Source organism: Psychrobacter sp. Ps3 (assembly GCF_022129275.1).
Classification (GTDB): Bacteria; Pseudomonadota; Gammaproteobacteria; order Pseudomonadales; family Moraxellaceae; genus Psychrobacter; species Psychrobacter submarinus.
Genome location: NZ_JADQAL010000001.1, coordinates 103,481 through 123,007 on the forward strand (window position 1 = coordinate 103,481; position 19,527 = coordinate 123,007).

Genomic DNA, 19,527 nt, shown 5'->3' on the forward strand with positions numbered 1-19,527 from the left:
ATCAGTGCTAAATATGTTAAAATTATCGGTCAAATGACATGACCGTTTTTGCTTTACGCTCTTTTTTTTCCTTTGATTCGCCCTTTAGCTACAGGTATCCGTATGACCGAACCAACCTTTTCTGCACAGCCTTCATCCTCGCTGATGCTCGATCTTATTATCACCTGTGCCGATGGGCTTGAGCTGCCGCTACAAACTGAGCTGTCAAGCTTCGGTATTGTAAGCGATATCAAAAGCACTGGGCGCTTGAGTGTTAGCGCAAGCTTGCGTGATCTGTATACGATTTGTCTTTGGTCGCGCGTAGCATCGCGAGTACTGATGCTGATTAAGCGTAAAAATATCAACAGCGACTATGATGTCGCCGAACAGCTCTATGGGCTAGCTAAGTCCATAGACTGGACGCAGCAGTTCGACCTAGAGCAGACCTTTGCTATACGTCTGTCAGTTGATAAGCGCGTGGCGGTCAGTCAACAGTTTGCGATGCTACGTATCAAAGACGCCATTGCCGACACCTTTAACGAAGCTTATGAGAGCCGCCCTGACGTCGATAGTAAAAACCCAGACTTCGCTATTTTTGCTACCGTCAATGACAAGCAAGCTGAGCTGTATTTAGATCTATCCGGTACCAGCTTGCATCGCCGCGGCTACCGAGTGGCAATGACTGATGCGCCATTAAAAGAAAACTTAGCAGCTGCCCTACTCTACAGCTCGGACTGGCATCTAAAGAATAAAGAGAATAACGCCCCTTTATACAATGCCTTGATTGATCCAATGTGTGGCTCTGGTACTTTTATTATTGAAGCGCTTTTGATGCATTTAGATTATGCCGTTGGTATCGATAAAGCCGCTAATCAGTTTGGTTTTTATCAGTGGCAGCATCACGATGAGAGTCTATGGCAGACGATGATTGACGAGGCGCAAGATCGTCACCGTAATGCGCTCGCTATCGCACTTGAGCAGCCAGATACTTTGCCGTTGATACTTGGTTTTGATGCCGATAGCGGTGCTATCTTAGCAACTGAAAAAAACCTAATAGCGGCTGGATTACAAGACCTGCTACCGCTGATCGATCTGGAGACGCGTGCGCTCGATAAATTAACTCACACCTTGCGGCCGATGGTCAAAGATGGCCGATTAAGCAATCCGCTAATTATCACTAACCCGCCTTATGGTGAACGCTTAGGTGACGAGGACTTTATTCGTCCGCTTTATCAGGCATTAGGGCTTATTTTGCAAGATAGCTTCGCCGGTAGTGGTATCGATCCGATGCTCGGTATCCTTGCTGCTCATATCGAGCAAGTCGATATCTTGCCGATCAAAGAGCCGAAGACCCTGCGCTGCCATAACGGCGCGATAACGGTATATTTTCGCTACGGTCAGCTCATCGCTGGGCAAACGGGCAATCTGGTGAGCGATTTTGAGAAACGTGAAATTAAGGTTGAGGAAGGTCAAGACTTTATTAATCGTCTGCAAAAAAACTTAGGTAAGCTTAGAAAACAAGCCGCTAAGCAAAACGTGAGTAATATTCGCGCTTATGACGCTGATTTGCCAGATTTCAAAGTCGCTATAGATCTGTATGGCGATTATGTGCACGTACAAGAGTATGCACCGCCAAAGACCATTCCGCCTGAAACCGCCAAAAAACGCTTCAATCTGGCGCTAATGGGTATTCGAGAAGTTTTAGACATTAATCGCGAGCAAGTATTTATCAAAACTCGCGCCCGTCAGTCAGGTAATGAGCAATATAGCAAACAAGGCAATAGTGAGAAAAAAGGTAAGTTTTATATCGCAAAAGAGGATGGCGCTTACTTTTATGTCAACTTTACCGACTATCTAGATACCGGATTATTTATCGATCACCGCAATATGCGCGCGCGTATCAAGGCGAACAGTAAAGATAAATCAGTGCTGAACCTATTTGCTTATACTTGTACAGCGAGTGTGCATGCAGCCTTAGCTGGCGCCAAAAAAGTCACTAGCGTTGATTTATCACAGAACTATCTTGATTGGGGTAAGCAAAATTTTGTGCTAAACGGTCTTGATATCAGTCGTCATAAGTATCAGTTTGTCGCTGCTGACATTTTTGAGTGGATAAAAGACAATACCGAGCAGTTCGATATTATCTTTATCGATCCGCCGACTTTTTCGAACTCCAAAAAGTTCCAGGGTACCTTTGATGTGCAGCGCGATCATGCGGCGCTTATCAACCGCGCCATGAACCGCCTAACTACTGGAGGGGTTCTATACTTCTCCAATAACTTTACTCGTTTTGAGCTTGATGAGCAGCTCACTGAGCGCTATGAGGTGACTGATATTACCCATCAGACGATAGGCTTTGATTATAATATCAAAAAACCTATTCATCAGAGCTTTGAGATTCGTCATCGTTAAATTTAAGTTAATAATAAAGCAACAATAACGGTGATAACGATGACCTGATCAGCTTTGATTGGGTCATTTTTTGTTGTTATGATAGAGCATTAATAAGTAGTCGATACCTCAGCGTACTACGTGCGGTTAAGCTATTTATTGCCATTTATATGTACTATAACAATGACTAAAAGGATATCTCCATGGCTTTATCACTTAATAAAGGCGGTAACTTATCGCTAACCAAAACTGACCCGAACCTCAATAAACTGTTAATCGGTTTGGGCTGGGATGAGCGCGCCACCTCAGGTGCTGAGTTTGATCTAGACGCTAGCGTGTTTTTGCTAAGTAACGCCGGCAAGGTACGCGGCGATCATGACTTTATCTTTTATAATCAGCTCAAGTCTGACAACGGCGCGGTTGAGCACACCGGTGATAATCGTACTGGCGAAGGAGATGGCGATGATGAAGTCATCAAAGTCAATCTCACGCAAGTGCCAGCGGACGTTGATAAAATCGTCGTCACTGTCACCATTCACGATGCTGCTGCCCGTGGTCAAAACTTCGGTCAAGTTGCTAACGCGTTTATCCGCGTCGTCAATGAAGAGTCTGGCACCGAAGTGGTTCGTTTCGATTTAGCAGAGGACTATTCAGTCGAGACGGCTATGGTGTTCGGTGAAGTCTATCGCCACAATAACGAGTGGAAATTCCGTGCGGTAGGCCAAGGCTACTCTGGTGGTCTGCAAGCAATGTGCCATCAGTACGGCGTTGATATTTAATTCTAAGGCTTATTTTAAATCGCTGTTGCGCAAGCATAAAAGTGTCTTTTAAGATGCCAAATATGTACCGTTCAGTGCGCTATTTTTGCTGATATTTTGTGTGAGGTGACTTTATTTTTGCTGAACCACCACCATAATAAATCTAAGAATGAAAGCGCGTGGATGGCAAAAAAGCATAGCTTTTGCTAGTCAAACCGTCCAAAATGCTTTATGTTTCTCTCAGTTTTTCTCAAAAAAGCAGCTATCATTAGCTGCTTTTATACTGACTATTACTCCAACTAAACAAGACTAACCCAGCATTCGCTTAATGCAATAAGACAGGATATGTCATGAGACATTTTTATTTAGATTTTATCTTCACCGCTATTGCCTTGGCGGTAGCGGCTTGGTGGGGATATTCAAACGGTGGTTTAGGCGGAATGATAGCCACGCTATCGATTACGGCTATTTTGGCGGTTATGGAGATCTCCTTATCCTTTGACAACGCCGTCGTTAACGCCTCCGTCCTAAAAGGCTGGGACGACTTTTGGAAAATGATTTTCTTAACCGTCGGTATTTTGATCGCCGTCTTCGGTATGCGCTTGGTCTTCCCTATCGTCATCGTCGCTGTCACTGCCGACTTAGGTATGATGCAGGTCGTCGATTTGGCTTTGAACAACCCTGAAGAGTACTCTGCAAGATTGATGGCGCACCATGCTGAGATTTCAGCGTTTGGTGGTATCTTCTTATTATTAGTCTTCTTAAACTTTGTCTTTGATGATAAAGACGTACATTGGTTTAATTGGCTTGAGAGCCGCTTAGCCAAACTTGCCAAAGTCGATGCGATGAGCGTCTTTATCGCGCTGATTGTGCTGATGATTGCGGTGTCCTTTGCAGCAGAGGCGCAAGCGGCAGCGGTGCTAATCGCAGGCGTTTGGGGTATCTTAGTATACTTAGGCGTGCAAGTTATCTCAGGCATGCTAGAGGGCGATCTTGAAGAAGAGCTCGATAGCGAGGGTAATAGCACAGGTCAAGCAACTAGCGCTATTATGAAAGGCGGGATCATCGGCTTCTTATACTTAGAAGTACTTGATGCATCCTTCAGCTTTGACGGTGTAATTGGCGCATTTGCGATTACTAACGATGTGATCGTGATTATGCTGGGTCTGGCTATCGGTGCGATGTTCGTACGTTCGATGACGATATTCTTAGTCGATAAAGGCACGCTCGATGAGTTTATTTATCTTGAGCATGGCGCGCATTATGCGATTGGTGCACTTGCTATCATCATGCTGTTATCGGTCAAATTCCATGTGCCAGAGCTGATTACGGGTCTGATTGGTATTGCCTTTATTGGTTGGGCGCTATTAGCTTCGCTTAAGTACCGCAAAACCGAGGCACTAGCGAACCCTAAGGGGTAAGCAGAGCTTGTAACTTAGCCGCTTGAGACAATAAAAAAGAGCTATAGCGATCATTCGTTATAGCTCTTTTTATGCGTGAGGATTATCTAATGGCTTAGCTCTTTTATACCTTTTGCCCGGCTTTTCTTCTTTGCTCAGTCTTACTTCTCTTTTCCGGATAACATCTTTTGTAGCTTTGCTAAAATCACACCGTATAGTGGTAAAAATATAAGCACGCCCATCACCATCTTAAAGACATAATCTACCGTGCCGATCTCGACCCAATTTGCCGCCATAAAGGGGTCTGGGCTTTTGTAAAAGGCAATAGCAAAAAAGCAAAAGCTATCGATTAAATTTCCAATTAGTGTGGAAGCCAAAGGCGCAATCCACCAAGTTTTAAGCTGGCGTAGTCTATTAAAGACCTGAATATCTAGTAGCTGCCCGACCACATACGCGGTGAAGCTGGCTAACACAATGCGGAATACAAACAGATTAAAATCAAGCAAGTGCTCATGCCCGACAAACTGACCGTTGGCAAATACCACAGAGAAATAGTACGAGATTGCTAGGGCTGGCAGCATCGCAAAAAAGATAATGCGCCTGGCCAACTGCTGACCAAAGATACGTACAGTCAAATCAGTAACTAAGAAGATAAACGGAAAAGTCACCGAGCCCCAAGTGGTGATAAAACCAAAGAAGCCAACCGGGATTTGTACCAGATAATTACTGATAGCGATGATAAAGATGTGGAGACCCACAAGCCAAAATAAAGCACGGCTATAATCAATGGACTGCGTAGGAATGGCTGAAATAGAATTGATGCTCATAGAAGAGTCCTTTTTTTAATTCAGGGTTGAGGGAACCTGAGCGCGCATATTATAAAGCAAAAGCGATAATAGCTAAAGCCGTTAGGGTAAAAAATGTTAAGTCTCGGCTTTAGATAAACTCCCTTCATGAAAAGCTAAACATGCTTAACATAGATAATCTTAAGACAGCTCTGTAAACAGATAACCACAAAATACGACTTGCGTAGTCAGTACCTGCTTAGTATAGTAAAACGTAACGCTAAGCAGCATCGCATCTAGGCTTAGCAAATAATGCATCATCTTATAATTCATTAATAAATCATTTATTTATAACGAAAAGGACAACTTTATGGCTATTAGCTTAACAAAAGGCGGTAACGTCAACTTATCAAAAGAAGCACCAGGCCTTACTAACATTACTGTCGGTCTTGGCTGGGATCCTCGCGCCACCGACGGTCAAGAGTTTGACTTAGACGCGATTGCGTTTTTGGTCAATGAAGGCGGTAAAGTGCGTAATGATAAAGACTTTATTTTCTTTAATAACCTAAAGTCAGACAATGGCGCTGTTGAGCACACTGGCGATAACCGCACTGGCGAAGGTGACGGTGATGATGAGCAAATCAAAATCAACTTAGCCAACATTCCAGCGGATGTCAGTAAAGTCGCCGTTTGTGCCATTATCTATGAAGGCCAAGCCCGTAATCAAAACTTCGGTCAAGTAGGCGAAGCTTATATCCGTATCGTCAATGACAATGGTAATAGCGAAATTGCTCGTTATGACCTATCAGAAGATGGTAGCACTGAGACGGCTATGATCTTTGGCGAGCTATACCGTCACAGTGGCGATTGGAAATTCCGCGCTGTCGGTCAAGGCTTTAGCGGCGGCTTAGGTCCATTAGCGTCTTCTTATGGTGTGAACGTCTAAGGTTAGACTCTCAAACCTTTACGCAGCAAGTATTCTCTATTAAAGCTAGCAAGTGCGATGATTATCCGTATTTGTTGGCTTTAATTTTATTCACTCATCAACCGTTTATCTTTTTTATATCATTGATAGCAAAAATAAATGATCAGTTAAACGACTAGCTTAAGGATTTATTCGTTATGGCCGCGACTTTTAGTTTAATAGGTACCATTGAGCCTTTTTTGCACTGCAACCTGCAAAAAGGCGATTCGATCTATTGTGAAGCCAATGCTATGGTCATGATGGAGTCCAATCTTGAATTAAAAGGCAAGCTTCAAGGCGGTCTTATGCAGTCGCTCATGCGCCGCTTTGCCAATGATGAATCGCTGTTTCAGCAGCAGATTGAGGCCACAGGCGGTGAAGGCGATTGTCTGCTCGCCCCTACGCTCGACGGCGACATGCAGATACTCGATGTTGGCGCGCAGCAATATACCTTAAGCGATGGCGCTTTTGTGGCTGCACAAAAAGACGTCGATATCAGAGCCAATATTCAGCGTAACCTTGGCGGTGCGGTATTTGGCGACACTGGCGGTTTTATGGTAATGCAAACTCAAGGTCAAGGCCAAGTCGTGGTCTCAGGCTTTGGTTCGCTATTTGAGATTGAAGTGGAGCCGGGTAAAGATGTCATCATTGATAATGGTCATGTGGTCTGCTGGGATTCTAATTTAGAGTATAAACTCTCGGTTTCGACCAGTAAGAAGAAAGGCTTTATGGGTAATATCATCAACTCTGTCACCAGTGGCGAAGGTATGGTGCTGAATTTCTCAGGCTCAGGTAAAGTCATTATTTGCTCACGTAACCGTGACAGCTATCAAGGCTGGATTCAAAGCGTGTTAGGTAGCAATGCAGGTGGTCGCGGCGGCGGTGGCGGCTTTTTGGATAATATCCTATAAGTCGAAGCTGAAGACAAGACGCAGCCCTCAATTTCACTATAGTGCTTTATTTATAATATTATGAGTCGCTATTATCTTTTATAAACACACTTATAACGACTAAAAGGAATACAATATGGCAGTAAGTCTACAAAAGGGACAGAAAATATCCTTAAGTAAAGAAGCAGGCGGCACGCTGACCCAAGTCAAGCTGGGCCTCGGCTGGGATGTCGCGCAAGCACCGCAAGCGCAAAAAACTGGCTTGTTAGGTAAATTATTTGGTGGCGGTAGTGGCGGGGGCGACACTATCGATTTAGATGCTTCGTGCATTATGTTCGATAGCAACAAGCAAGCTGTCGATGCTATTTGGTTCGGTCAACTCCAATCCAAAGATGGTAGTATCTTGCACACCGGTGATAATCGTACTGGCGCGGGCGACGGCGATGATGAAGTCATCAATGTTGATTTATCCAAAATTCCAGCTGCTGTGACCTCTTTAGTATTTACGGTCAATAGCTTTACCGGTCAGACTTTTGAAACTGTTGAAAATGCTTTTTGCCGTATCGTCAATGCTAGTAACAACTCAGAGGTAGCGCGTTATAACCTCTCAGCGCAAGGCGGACACACCGCGATGATTATGGCAAAGGTTTATCGCCATAATAATGAGTGGAAAATGCATGCTATCGGTGAGACCGCTTCTGGCCGCACCTTCCATGACTTAATGCCTGCTATCGCTCCGCATGCCTAAAAGTCAATTTGAATTTTTGCAAAAAAACAGCCTAGCTATACTAGATAGCTAGGCTGTTTGTTTTATAAGCTCCAAACATTCACTCTGCCCCACTACTATTTACTACCCCGCTTCCAGCTAAAACCCCAATTAAAGGCTTTATCCATCTCTTTGTGTCCATTGAAGTATTGGTTAATGCGCTCGACATTGATACTGCCCTGCTGATTGACGAGCCGTGCAATTGCGCACATCGGCGCATTCCCCGCGCCTTCGGTCAATCGCGTTTCAATTGGCGGCTGCCCGGGCACATGTATCGTCACTACGCCATCGGTTTGTGCCCAATTAGGCACGCCCTCATAAATGAAAGCAAAAATAAACACCTCTTGGATTTGCGACCACTGCTGACCGTTGATATCAAGCCATTCGCCATCGCTGACTTGCCCCGTTCTATCGTCAGCGCGCAGTAATACAAAAGGTGAGCCATTTAAGTTACCAAAGCGATTGCCTAGCGCTTGTATTAGGGTCTTCTCGCCGTTTTTTAAATGCACCATCGCGCCAATATCGAGATCGATACCACCTGAACCGCGCTGCTTAAATAAATCTCCTAATAGGCCTTTTTTTGGCGCGGCTTTATCAGCATTCGGACGTTGATTCCAGTTCAGATTGACCGCTATCTTACCGAAGTCATCACGCTTGGTAAGGTTAATACTGGATTGATTTTTGGTCAAAGTAATCTTGCTTAGATTCACTGAGGGGCTTGCTGGAATCGGCGGCGGATTGCTTTGAGCAGTGTTTTGATTACCATTACTTTGGGTACTGCGATTAGGTTTTTGGGTGTTAATGGCTTGTGATTGACTCTGATTTTGTTCAGGTGCTTCATCAGCAATCTCTACTCCGAAATGCTCAGATAAAGGTTTCAGACCGCCGTTGAACCCTTGCGCGATAAATCGAAACTTCCAGTTGCCTTGACGACGATAGCACTCTGCTAAGATAATGGCTTTTTCATCACGGCCTGCGCTACTCAGCTGACAAGTTATTAGCACTTGGCTGCCTTGTAACACTTGAATATCGACGTCCCCTAATTGCGAGAGCGTCTGATTGCTAGAAAAAGCCAGCGCAATTTTTTCAATCTCATTGGCTTGTGCAGGTAGGTTAATATCAAAAAATCCATCGCTATCGTGCCCGCGAAAGCTGACGCTTCCATCATCGCTACGCGTCTGACCATAAAAAATCATGTCACCGTCACCGCGTACTTTCCCGCTACTAGTTAGGCGATAAGCGGCGCAATCGATTGCGTTATGACTCAAAATACGAATGCTAATATTGTCATTAGGCAGCGGCGCATTAGCACCCGCTACTAATTCTTGCGGCTGGGTTTGACTCATTATATTGTCCTTTTACTATTTGTAGTCTTTTTAGCTAGCTGCGAAAGCCATTTGTGGATGATTCACTTGAAGATGATTATATACTAGCACGGATATGAGGCTAGTTTTATAGCGACTTATCGCTTAGCTTTGGGCAAAATTATTTTAAAAATGAGCGCACTATAAGCAGTTATCAGTCAGCGTATTTGTATATAATGACCACAAGTATTCTTAAAGTTTTGACAATCATGGACAGTGTTATGGCTAATAAAATGAATGGCAGTGAACCAATAATAGCGGCTTGGCTTGCTGAAGGACAATCGAGCCAGCGCGATATGCTTGAGAGTCTGCAAGCGCTTAAGGCGCAATCTATAACACCTTTCACCATAATCGCTTCACATCGCCATGACCGTCCTGAGATATTTGAGTTTGCTGATACTATCTTTCGTGAGCCATATAAAGCAGCAACCAGTAAAGAGATAAGCATCAACCCAGCCCCTGCTGAGCGTTGGCAGTTCGTACTAGAACAGGCTAAGAAAAACCATGTCAAAGTACTGCTGACTGGCCGTAATAGTCGCGATTATGAGGCGCATAGAGACTTATTTACCCAAGCCGGTATTCGGCTACTAACCGGAGCCACTAGCGTCACGGCGCTTGAGACTATCGATGATAAGTTTGCTTTTATGCAGCACTGCCTTGCACATAACATTCCTGTGGCAACCGCTTGGCGCTTTGATACGACCGCTGAGCTCAAAGCCTTGCTCGCTAAACATAGCCAACAAAGACTATGCGTAAAGCCTGTGACGGGTATATTCGCACAAGGATTTTGGCGACTAGACGCAAGTTTCGATAGCGGCAGTCAGTACGATAGCTTTGAGCATTTATACTTCACCGACAGCAAAAAGATTAGCACTGAGCAATTTGTCAACGCTTACGCCAATAGCCAAATGGTACACAAGCGCCCTATTCCTATGTTGCTTATGCCCTATCTATCAGGGCGCGAGTATTCTATCGATGTGGTCTGTGAATATGGCGAGGTACTAGCGGCAGTCACCCGCTACAAAGAGGGCAAAATTCAGCACATAGGCTACGACAAGGCTGTGATGGAAGTCGTCACTGCGCTCATAAAAGCCTTTAACTGTGATGGTATCGTCAGCGTACAAACCAAACAGAATGACGAGGGGCAGCACTGTGTGTTAGAGATTAACTCTCGCCCCTCTGGCGGTATTGGCTACACCGCCCATAGTGGTATCGATCTAACCCAAATCGGCTTTGGCTATTGGCTCGGCTTAACCGACAAGCCAAAACTTAGTGATAGTATTGAGCAAATCACTCCTTGTCAGATACGTTCTATCGTGACGAGCGTCAAGGTCGAAACAGACGTATAAGGACAGTAGCGTGCTTGCAAAAAGATAAACTATCTCAGCTATTATGACTCAGCTCAGGAAAGCGCCTAACCATATATACCATCACTATTAGAGCAAGGGCTGCTATCGCCGCACCGACAAAGCCCACGCTCGATAAGGAGATATAAGTCACCGCGTAGCCGCCAAGTAGCGCGCCCATTCCGATGCCTAAATTGATAATCGCTGAGAACATCGCCATGACCATATCTTGCGCATTGACATCAATCTCGATGACTTTAGACTGAATGGTTAGCATCAACAAAATCATCGCTGTGCCCCAAACCACCGTCACGATACTCATTAGCCAGATCGAGCTGACCGCCCACAACATCAGCACCATCGCCGCCAGTATCAATACGGTAGATATCAGCATAAGCCTTGTGGTTGAGCGCTCATTCCAGCGGCTAAAGATATAACTACCGATAAGGCCAGCACCGCCGAACAAGAGTAATATAAAGGTGACTTGGTTTTCACTAATAGTGCCGATCTTACTCATAAAAGGTTCGATGTATGAGTAAGCGGCGTAGTCAGCAGTGAACACCACAAAACAGAATAAATAAAGACAAATGAGCAGCGGGTTTCTGAGCAGCTCAGGCAGCTTACTAAAGGAGCCATCGAACATACTAGGCAGATCTGGCAGTAGCTTAGCTTGCAAAATAAAGACGATAAAAGCGATGATACCAATACCGGCAAAAGTGGTGCGCCAGCCAAACCATTGACCTAGTATGCGTCCTATAGGCACTCCTAATACAAGTGCTAAAGATGTGCCAGTCGCTAATATACTCAGTGCTAAGGCTTTTTTGCCTTGCGGTGCGACTCGCAGGGCTATCGCAGCCGTAATCGCCCAAAATATCGCATGCGAGAGTGCGATACCCACGCGGCTAATGAGCAGTACGTTAAAGCTCCAAGCAAACACTGATAGCGCGTGACTGGCGATAAATACAGCAAATAGAGCAAGCAGCAAACGTTTACGCTCGAGGCGACTGGTCAGCAGCATGAGTGGCAGTGACATAGCGGCAACCACCCAAGCATAGAGCGTCAGCATCCAGCCTGTCTCTGCAGTCGTAATCGAAAAATCTTGGGCAATATCACTCAATAGCGCCACAGGCACGAACTCAGTCGTATTGACGACAAAAGCGCTCACCCCCATTAATATCACTTGAAAATATTTGCTTTGGCGAGAAGCGGAATTGGGCTCTGGAGGGGGTTCCATAGAATCTACTCTATAGGGGAGCCAAAATGGTAATATTGGCCCAAAAGCTAAAGGAATAACGCAAGGAAGATAGACCGTTAGGCTTATAGCATCACCGAACTATCATCTCTTTCGTTACTATTGTAAAAAACACCAACACTGTGACATTCTATTGGTAATTGATATATGTTGATAAAAAATACTGAGCCAATATATTTTTGGTTTAGAGTTTAGAGTAAAAGTGAACGCTAAAAACAGCTACTTTTTTAGGGGAATTTAATCGTAATCTCGTCACTAAGCAAGCTTAATTTAGTAAACAAAGTTACGACGATTTGTAAGCAGTAGTGATAAGTCAAAAAGCACTTCAACAAGCCGTTAAATAAGAAATCAAACCCTCAGATAAATGGGACAAAATCTCGACTATAAAAACCGCTTTAAATAGTTAGGTTAAGGAATATGAATGTCAGCTAAACCACAAAGTACGACCATTACTCTGCCTCGCGGCGCACTAGATCTCACTTATCAGACTCATAACAAAAATGATAATACATATCAGCTCGAAGACTTGCTTGGCTTTGCGCAGCGGATCAATCCCAAACGGGCATTCTTATTCGTCTCCAAGGTCTTAGGTCGCCATATTCCTGTCGCGCCTAGCATCATGCGCGGCGCTTTTACCGATTTGGCAAACTTAGTACCGGATAATCTGCCTGAGCCTATTTTGGTCGTTGGTATGGCAGAAACAGCGGTAGGACTATCGGCAAGCGTGCATCAAGCGCTACAAACGCGCTACCCAGATGCTTTACTACTAAACTCTACCCGTCACGCTCAGCATAACGAAGACAATGACGAAGCGTTATTCACTACCTTTAGCGAAGATCATAGTCATGCCAGCCAGCATTTGATTTATCAAAGTCGCGATAAAAACATACAATCGCAGCTCCTCGCCAGCAGAACCTTAATCATGGTCGATGATGAAGCCTCAACTGGTAATACCTGCGTCAATGTAGTGACCGCACTACGTCACGCTGGTCTAAGCCAGTTAAAACAAGTGCATCTGACGACTTTGGTGGATTGGTCACTCAATCAAGAGGCAACTGACCAAAAGGTAACTGACGACTGTGACCACATCTCTACTCGCATGCCTAATATTGACTTTCAGCGTCATCATTTATTATCAGGCGCTTGGCAGTGGACAGACGCGCCGAACCCTGAGCCTATCACTATGCCCGTGGTCGATACCACCGAGGCAGGCTCGCAGCCGTTGGGTAATACAGGCAATTGGGGACGATTCCCAACATTGGATAGTACGGATGGCTTTGACGGTTACTTAGAGCGTTTCCAGCAAGCTTTTGCATACTTCGATGATAAGCCGAATTTTGATAAAGGTAAGCTACCCAAGCGGATTTTAGTATTAGGCAGTAATGAGTTTGTCTGGTTACCGTTTTTATTAGCCGAGTGGCTGGAGGCTGAAACCAAAGAGGTCAGCCAAAATTCAACGGTTAAATTCAGCGCATTAACGCGCTCGCCCATTGCGTTAGGTGGCGCTATTCACACGATGCTCAGCTTCCATGATAACTATGGCCTTGGTATGACAAACTTTGTCTATAATGTCGAGCCAAAAGACTGGGACTTGATTGTGCTGTGTGTAGAGACCGCTAGCGATAGCGTTGATAGTATGTGGCAAGGTTTAGATAATGTATTGGTTGTAGGGGCAGATCTATGACTATCTCTTTCTTTCAAGCGAGTCCTGATATAATAAAGCCCTACGCGCTCATGGATTTAGACGATACGCTATTTCAGACGCAGCGCAAAATAGATGCTTGGAACTTGCCAACGTCCAAAGCTGAAAACTTAGTGTGCGCGAGTGTCAATAAACAGGGCGAGCCGCTGAGCTTTATGAGTCAGCGACAAGCAAGCTTTGTTAATTGGTTATTAGCGAGTACTGAATTGATAGTGGTCACTGCCCGCGATCGCAAAGAGATCAAACGGGTGAGACTGCCCTTTGATAGCTGGCAGGTATTGACTCATGGGGCGATTGTTTTAACTCAAGATGGCAAGCTAGACACGCAGTGGCAGCAGCGCATGTATAGCAAGCTTGCGCCTTTGCAGAAGAAGCTGGGGCAGCTAAGCCAGTTATTTACTCAGCACAGCAGCAGCGACAACAGCCATTTAAAGTTTACCACGCATAAAGATCATTTTAATAACGGCACTGAAAACAAAGGACTGACCATCTATCTTGCTATCAAACACGCGCAAAAAAATCATCAAGCTCTGATACAGCTCGCTGAGCAGTTGCCTAAATTGATACGAAACTTTGATCAAGACTTCTATGTGCATGTCAATGCGAATAACTTAGCCATTTTGCCGCATGCTGTGCACAAGCGTCATGCAGTAGAGTTCTTGCTAGAGCAGCACTTAGAGAGCAGCAGGCCAAGCTTTGGCTTTGGTGATAGCTTAGCCGATTTGCCGTTTTTGCAGCTACTAGACTGGTACGGGATGCCCAATCATGGTCAGCTACATGATCAATATAATCCTCAACATTTAAAATAACTATAGAGCTTGCAATGACGAAAGCTAGAACAAAAGACTTACAGAGATTTGGCTCAGGCAGCTATTTAGCTGATGATGTCACGGTGCTCCTAGATGTCGTTGACAAAGACGCGGTCGCTGATGTACCGGTCAGCAAAAAGGAAGCGCTGATCCAAAGTGGGCAGCGGCACTACTCCGATATGCTCACCTTAGAGCAAGCACCAACTGCTAAGCATGAGCAGCTATATCTGCAAGCGCTTGAGCAAGGTAAAGCGCGCATGGCTAGCGATATTGCTAATTTGGCTTACTCCTTACAGCAGACTTTTAAACAAACCGTTAGTAGCGAAAACCCATTAATATTAGTCAGTTTAGTCAGAGCCGGACTGCCTATTGGTGTGCTATTACAGCGCGCTTTAGCGAATACCAATAGCGCTTATGCCTTGCAATCTAAACACTATGGCATGAGTATCATTCGCGATCGTGGTCTTGATCCAGTCGCCTTGCAGCTCATATTGGACAACCATCCTGATAGCCCTATCGTTTTCGTTGATGGTTGGACCGGCAAGGGCGCTATCTATCAAGAGCTAGCGCGTAGCCTGAATCCATTTAATGATGATAACCACGTCAACTTTGCTAATATTTTTCATCAAGGTGAGAGGGTTATACCGCTACTTACCCTTGCCGATCCCGCTGGCGTCGCTTGGTTAGCTGCGAGCGAGGAGGACTGGCTGATACCATCTGGACTATTAAACAGTACGGTATCTGGATTGATCTCGCGCTCGCTTTATACTGATCCAAAGTCAGGTCTACATCGCGCTATTTTTTATGATAACTTAGTCGCTATCGATCACAGCTTAGCCTTTATCGAGCATATTGAGTCAGCGCGGCACCTCTTAACGACAACACCTGAGCATTTAGCGACCTTTGCGCAGCCTAGATATAGCACCCAAAGCATTGTCGATAAAATAGCCAAAGAATACAATATCGATAACCGCAACCGCATCAAACCGACGATAGCCGAGGCGACTCGCGCTATATTACGCCGCGATCCTGACCGTATCTTACTGGCGAGCGCCGATCATCCTGACACCACATTATTACGACACTTATGCCATGATAGAGACATTGAAATCAGCATATTAGGTGCTAAAATATTACCTTATCAAGCGATTACCCTTATCAAAAAGCGCATTAGCTAGGCTTAACGTGTCAGCACCTCAGCGCTTTGTATTTCCGCGATTTCTCTTACCCCTTATACTCTCTTTAACTAATTATGATACCGACTATGCCAGATAATTCTAATAATGAGTCAAACCTATATAATTACACGCAGTCTTATGAGCACCTCATCACTGAGCGCCACGCTTTGCTAAAGCCGCATACTCATCACCCTTATCAGTTAGGCGCAAGCTTATATATGCCAGCGACTCGGCAAGATATCTGGCAAGTCATCAAGCGGGATAAATTACCGACGATTAATAGTATTATTATTTGTATTGAGGACGCCGTCAGCCATGATGATGTGGAGCTATCACTACAAAGACTGCAAGAGCTGCTCAACACTTGGGCGGCGCATATTGATAGTATCAATGACCCTTCGACGCCTCAGAACAATAAGCAAGAGCAGCCGACGCGTCCTTTAGTGTTTGTGCGTCCGCGTAATCCGATGATGCTACAAAAGTTGGCACATTATAAGCATATTGAACTGCTCGATGGTTTTGTGATGCCAAAGGTAGATATGTGCAGCTTATCTAATTGGCGCATGGCTTGTCAGAACCTCAGCACCGACCAGCTGCTAATGCCGACTTTGGAGACAGCGGCGCTGTTTAATCCGCATCATAATCAAGAGCTGGCCATTGGCTTTAAAGAAGCGTTCAGTCAGCCTGTTTTTGCTTTGCGTATCGGCGGTAATGACCTATTTGCCGCGTTACGTCTGCGCCGTCCTAAGAACAGTATCGTCTATGACACTCCTATCGGTACTTTGGCTTATCAGCTGCTTGGCTGCTTTGTACCGCATGGCTTTTATTTGACCGCGCCGGTATTTGAGTACTTAGACCAGCCTACGCTATTTATGCAAGAGTTGACTCGCGATGTCAGCTTAGGCTTGGTGGGTAAAACCGTCATTCATCCCAATCAAATTGCCTTAGTACAGCAAGCGTATTGCGTACCGGCGAGCACCTTAGATGAGGCGCAAGCGATACTCCATAGCGAGGCCAAAGCCGTATTTAAATATAACAATACTATGCTGGAGCCAGCCACACACCGCGCTTGGGCGACAGAGATTATTAACCGTGCAAAAGTATTTGGCACCATCAATAATAACAATACAGAGTATAGCTCACGGCTGTAATTGGCTCTAACTGAGAAGCGGTAGCCTACTGATTAATACCAGCCTTCAATCTTATCCAAAAACTCACCTAATACTCTATTGACTTGCTCAGGCTCTTCAACAGTTGAGGTATGACCCGCACCTTTAATCACTGCAAGCTTAGAGCCATCGATAGCAAAGTGTATGCGCTCCGACTTATCATAAGGGGTTGCCGCATCTTCGTCACCGACGATGATCAAAGTCGGCGTTTGGATACTGCCTAACTGCTCATAGACTCCTTTGCGATCGATTACGCCTGTTGTTGCCTTAACCGTGCCGCCTTTACGATTACTCTGCAGCATAGATAACCATGCTTTGCGATCGGCCTTACGCTCTTTGGCTTGTAAAAAGGTGCTGCCAAACATAATCGGCATCACCTTTTGACTGACCCGCTTCATACCAAGCCAGCGAATCGCTTTCATTAATTTACGGTATTGAGGGACGTTTTTGGGATCCTCAGCATCCGCTGAAGTCTCAAGCAAAGATAGCGACAATAAGCGCTCAGGATGGTGTATCGCGATACGCTGCGCCACAAACCCGCCCATAGATAAGCCAACAAAATGACACTTATCGATATCTAGCGCGTCAAGTAAGCCAATGGTGTCTTTGGTTAAATTATCCATATCATAGCCGTCTTTGGTAATCTGCGACTGCCCTTGTCCGCGAAAATCAAAGGTAATACAGCGATAGTCCTTTTTAAAATGCTCGACTTGTTTGTCGTACATTCTACCGCTCCAAAGCAGCCCATGAGCGAAGACAATTACGGGCTTTTGATGATCATTGGGCGCGCTGTCTTCATAATAAATGTCGGCATTATTTACTGTAATCGTTGGCATAACTCTTCCTTGTTTATGTGGTGACTGTTGAATCTATGCGTAACTCTATACGAATGTTCAAATGAGCATATCATTATGTCTAACTTCGTATAATTAGCATAATTTACAACGCCTAAGTTTAGTAGTGATATTTGTAAATAGTAGCTTGTATCGACTACTAAAGATGGCGCAGAGGTGCACTAAATCAGATTTTAGAGCGCCCACTAACCTGCTATAGTAATTAGCTTGAGTATTAGCCGTAGCATTAGTAACTGGCATTGAGCTATTGGTTAGCTCATTGCCAGTCAGTTAGATTTACTTAACCCCTAACGATTACAAGGATGACCCTTATGTCACAAGCGCTTGTCGATTATCAAGTAACCAACCACATCGCCACTATCACTATGAACGATCCCAAAACCCTGAACGCTTTTAGTACGCCGTTGAAAGGTGCGATTATGGAAGCGCTTGATAAGGCAGATCAAGATAATGAAGTACGCGTGATCGTCTTACAAGGCGGCGGCAATAACTTCTCTAGTGGTGGTCATATCGGCGAGATGCTAGAAAATGGCATGGAGTCAGAAGCGCTCGTGGCTAAGCTTGATTTTATGCTGCGCGAAGTTGCTGAGGTCAGCCTAAAGTTGCGTAATATCCACAAACCTATCATTGCCAAATTAGAAGGCGCGGTGGCGGGCGCAGGTATGAACTTAGCGCTGACCTGTGACTTTCGTATCGCAGCTTATAATGCCAAATTTGTGCAAGCCTTTGTCAATATCGGCCTAATCCCTGACGCAGGCGGTATTTATTTACTCAATCAATTGGTTGGCGCGGCGAAAACGACCGAGCTTGTGATGCTTGGTGATAAGCTTAAAGCCGATGACGTCGCAAGATTAGACTTAGTCAATAAAGTGGTCAGCGCCGAGGAACTTGACAATGAAGTGAACATCCTAGCCACACGTTTAAGCCAACTACCGGGTAAGGCGCTGGCCTCTATGAAGCATATGATCAACATTCATGCGTTTTCAGGACTTAACGAAGCGCTAGGTATGGAGGTCGAGCAACAAAACATCATGGCTCAGACCGACGACTTTAAAGAAGGGATTACGGCATTTATGGAGAAACGTAAGCCGATTTATAAAGGGAAGTAAAACGTCTAGTTTAGTTTGTTTTTTACACCTTAGTAGTTTTAATATAGTCAATCAATATTAAAAGTGGTACAAGGCAGACGAGTGCAAGTACTACAGTAGTAGGCTAAACGAGTCTAACGCCGTAACACTTTAATAGTGGTTCGACTATATAACCAAAAAGGCTACCATTAGGTAGCCTTTTACTCTTCTAAATTCTCATAAATAGAAGATGCTTCACAATGATTTTATACAGTATGATTTATTGAAAAGTAGAAGCGCTTTTATATTGATGCGATAGAGTAAAAACCTTGTCAAAGATCAAAGTAAAAATGAAAGTGTATACCAAGAAAAACAGCAGTAACGCCGCCTCCATCGTAAAGGCTTTGAGCAAACCGACATCGTACCAAGTCATATAAATTGGCAAGCAAACCAATACCAAGCCGCCCTCAAAACCTAGTGCATGAATGCTGCGTATCAGTAACGTGCGCTTAGCCACTTGCCAACGCTGCTCCCAAGCTTCAAAGGCAGTGTTAAATATAAAGTTCCAAATCACCGCCGCCAATGACACCATCACTGCCACTGGTAACGACTCTGCGGCATCACTACCACTGAGCATCATCAATATATAGGTGGATGAGATAATCGCGATGATTTCAAAGACAGTCACATAGACGATGCGACGTTTGAGAGGGGATAAAGTAATCAACCAAGACTCCAAAGCACCTAAATGATAAGTGCATAATTAAAGTCTCGGTCCGTCCCGAGATAGAAAAAGTAAAAAAGTGCAGAGCCACGGTTTCCGCCTGCCCTTATATTATACAGAAGATAGTGA

17 protein-coding genes are annotated in these 19,527 nt (G+C 44.8%); 12 read left to right on the top strand and 5 right to left on the bottom strand.

All coding sequences use genetic code 11. The features are described from left to right. Positions 1–102: 102 nt before the first annotated feature. From rlmKL to I3248_RS00470, 3 genes are all read left to right on the top strand, one after another. The gene (gene rlmKL / locus I3248_RS00460; protein ID WP_201557049.1) at positions 103–2,391 is read left to right on the top strand and encodes a bifunctional 23S rRNA (guanine(2069)-N(7))-methyltransferase RlmK/23S rRNA (guanine(2445)-N(2))-methyltransferase RlmL; all 2,289 of its coding nucleotides are present in this window, start codon (positions 103–105) and stop codon (positions 2,389–2,391) included. A 182-nt stretch (positions 2,392–2,573) separates the two neighbouring features. Beyond that, positions 2,574–3,149 carry a TerD family protein gene (locus I3248_RS00465; RefSeq protein ID WP_201557051.1) on the top strand — a complete coding sequence of 192 codons (576 nt, stop codon included), beginning with the start codon at positions 2,574–2,576 and terminating at the stop codon, positions 3,147–3,149. 329 nt (positions 3,150–3,478) lie between these two features. Continuing rightward, positions 3,479–4,549 carry a DUF475 domain-containing protein gene (locus tag I3248_RS00470; RefSeq protein ID WP_238062144.1) on the top strand — a complete coding sequence of 357 codons (1,071 nt, stop codon included), beginning with the start codon at positions 3,479–3,481 and terminating at the stop codon, positions 4,547–4,549. Positions 4,550–4,689: 140 nt separating this feature from the next. Here I3248_RS00470 and I3248_RS00475 read toward each other — a convergent pair whose 3' ends face one another. Beyond that, positions 4,690–5,355 (bottom strand): 7-cyano-7-deazaguanine/7-aminomethyl-7-deazaguanine transporter, encoded by a 666-nt coding sequence (locus I3248_RS00475; RefSeq protein WP_025647410.1) that lies wholly within the window; start codon positions 5,353–5,355, stop codon positions 4,690–4,692. 328 nt (positions 5,356–5,683) lie between these two features. On the opposite strand from I3248_RS00475, the gene I3248_RS00480 reads away from it, so the two are divergent. The 3 genes from I3248_RS00480 (at position 5,684) to I3248_RS00490 (ending at position 7,915) form a co-directional block, all read left to right on the top strand. Continuing rightward, positions 5,684–6,259, top strand: coding sequence for a TerD family protein (locus I3248_RS00480; RefSeq protein WP_025647412.1), 576 nt, complete (start codon positions 5,684–5,686; stop codon positions 6,257–6,259). Between the two features lie 176 nt (positions 6,260–6,435). Beyond that, positions 6,436–7,188 (top strand): TIGR00266 family protein, encoded by a 753-nt coding sequence (locus tag I3248_RS00485; protein ID WP_201610252.1) that lies wholly within the window; start codon positions 6,436–6,438, stop codon positions 7,186–7,188. A 115-nt stretch (positions 7,189–7,303) separates the two neighbouring features. Next, positions 7,304–7,915, top strand: a complete 612-nt coding sequence (locus tag I3248_RS00490; protein ID WP_201601134.1) for a TerD family protein — start codon at positions 7,304–7,306, stop codon at positions 7,913–7,915. 95 nt (positions 7,916–8,010) lie between these two features. Here I3248_RS00490 and I3248_RS00495 read toward each other — a convergent pair whose 3' ends face one another. Continuing rightward, entirely contained in the window at positions 8,011–9,279 is a 1,269-nt protein-coding gene (locus tag I3248_RS00495) for a TerD family protein (RefSeq protein ID WP_201601138.1), read from the bottom strand. 239 nt (positions 9,280–9,518) lie between these two features. Between I3248_RS00495 and I3248_RS00500 the strand changes: the two genes are divergently transcribed. Beyond that, positions 9,519–10,646: an ATP-grasp domain-containing protein gene (locus tag I3248_RS00500; protein ID WP_238062145.1), complete on the top strand. Its 1,128-nt coding sequence runs from the start codon at positions 9,519–9,521 to the stop codon at positions 10,644–10,646. A 34-nt stretch (positions 10,647–10,680) separates the two neighbouring features. Here the strand turns inward: I3248_RS00500 and I3248_RS00505 are convergent, their stop codons facing one another. After that, positions 10,681–11,877, bottom strand: coding sequence for a sugar transporter (locus I3248_RS00505; protein ID WP_238062146.1), 1,197 nt, complete (start codon positions 11,875–11,877; stop codon positions 10,681–10,683). A gap of 439 nt (positions 11,878–12,316) precedes the next feature. Between I3248_RS00505 and I3248_RS00510 the strand changes: the two genes are divergently transcribed. From I3248_RS00510 to I3248_RS00525, 4 genes are all read left to right on the top strand, one after another. After that, complete coding sequence (locus tag I3248_RS00510) at positions 12,317–13,579, top strand: phosphoribosyltransferase domain-containing protein (protein ID WP_238062147.1); 1,263 nt, start codon at positions 12,317–12,319, stop codon at positions 13,577–13,579. After that, complete coding sequence (locus I3248_RS00515; protein WP_238062148.1) at positions 13,576–14,406, top strand: HAD hydrolase family protein; 831 nt, start codon at positions 13,576–13,578, stop codon at positions 14,404–14,406. Before I3248_RS00510 ends, I3248_RS00515 begins: the two co-directional genes overlap by 4 nt. A gap of 14 nt (positions 14,407–14,420) precedes the next feature. Then, complete coding sequence (locus I3248_RS00520) at positions 14,421–15,584, top strand: cysteine protease StiP domain-containing protein (protein ID WP_238062149.1); 1,164 nt, start codon at positions 14,421–14,423, stop codon at positions 15,582–15,584. An 86-nt stretch (positions 15,585–15,670) separates the two neighbouring features. Then, positions 15,671–16,735, top strand: coding sequence for an HpcH/HpaI aldolase/citrate lyase family protein (locus tag I3248_RS00525; protein WP_238062150.1), 1,065 nt, complete (start codon positions 15,671–15,673; stop codon positions 16,733–16,735). A 32-nt stretch (positions 16,736–16,767) separates the two neighbouring features. On the opposite strand, the gene I3248_RS00530 is transcribed toward I3248_RS00525, so the two are convergent. Beyond that, positions 16,768–17,589, bottom strand: coding sequence for an alpha/beta fold hydrolase (locus tag I3248_RS00530; RefSeq protein ID WP_238062151.1), 822 nt, complete (start codon positions 17,587–17,589; stop codon positions 16,768–16,770). Positions 17,590–17,918: 329 nt separating this feature from the next. Between I3248_RS00530 and I3248_RS00535 the strand changes: the two genes are divergently transcribed. After that, the gene (locus I3248_RS00535; protein ID WP_238062152.1) at positions 17,919–18,716 is read left to right on the top strand and encodes an enoyl-CoA hydratase-related protein; all 798 of its coding nucleotides are present in this window, start codon (positions 17,919–17,921) and stop codon (positions 18,714–18,716) included. 238 nt (positions 18,717–18,954) lie between these two features. Here I3248_RS00535 and I3248_RS00540 read toward each other — a convergent pair whose 3' ends face one another. Continuing rightward, complete coding sequence (locus I3248_RS00540) at positions 18,955–19,401, bottom strand: PACE efflux transporter (protein ID WP_238062153.1); 447 nt, start codon at positions 19,399–19,401, stop codon at positions 18,955–18,957. Positions 19,402–19,527 lie beyond the last annotated feature (126 nt).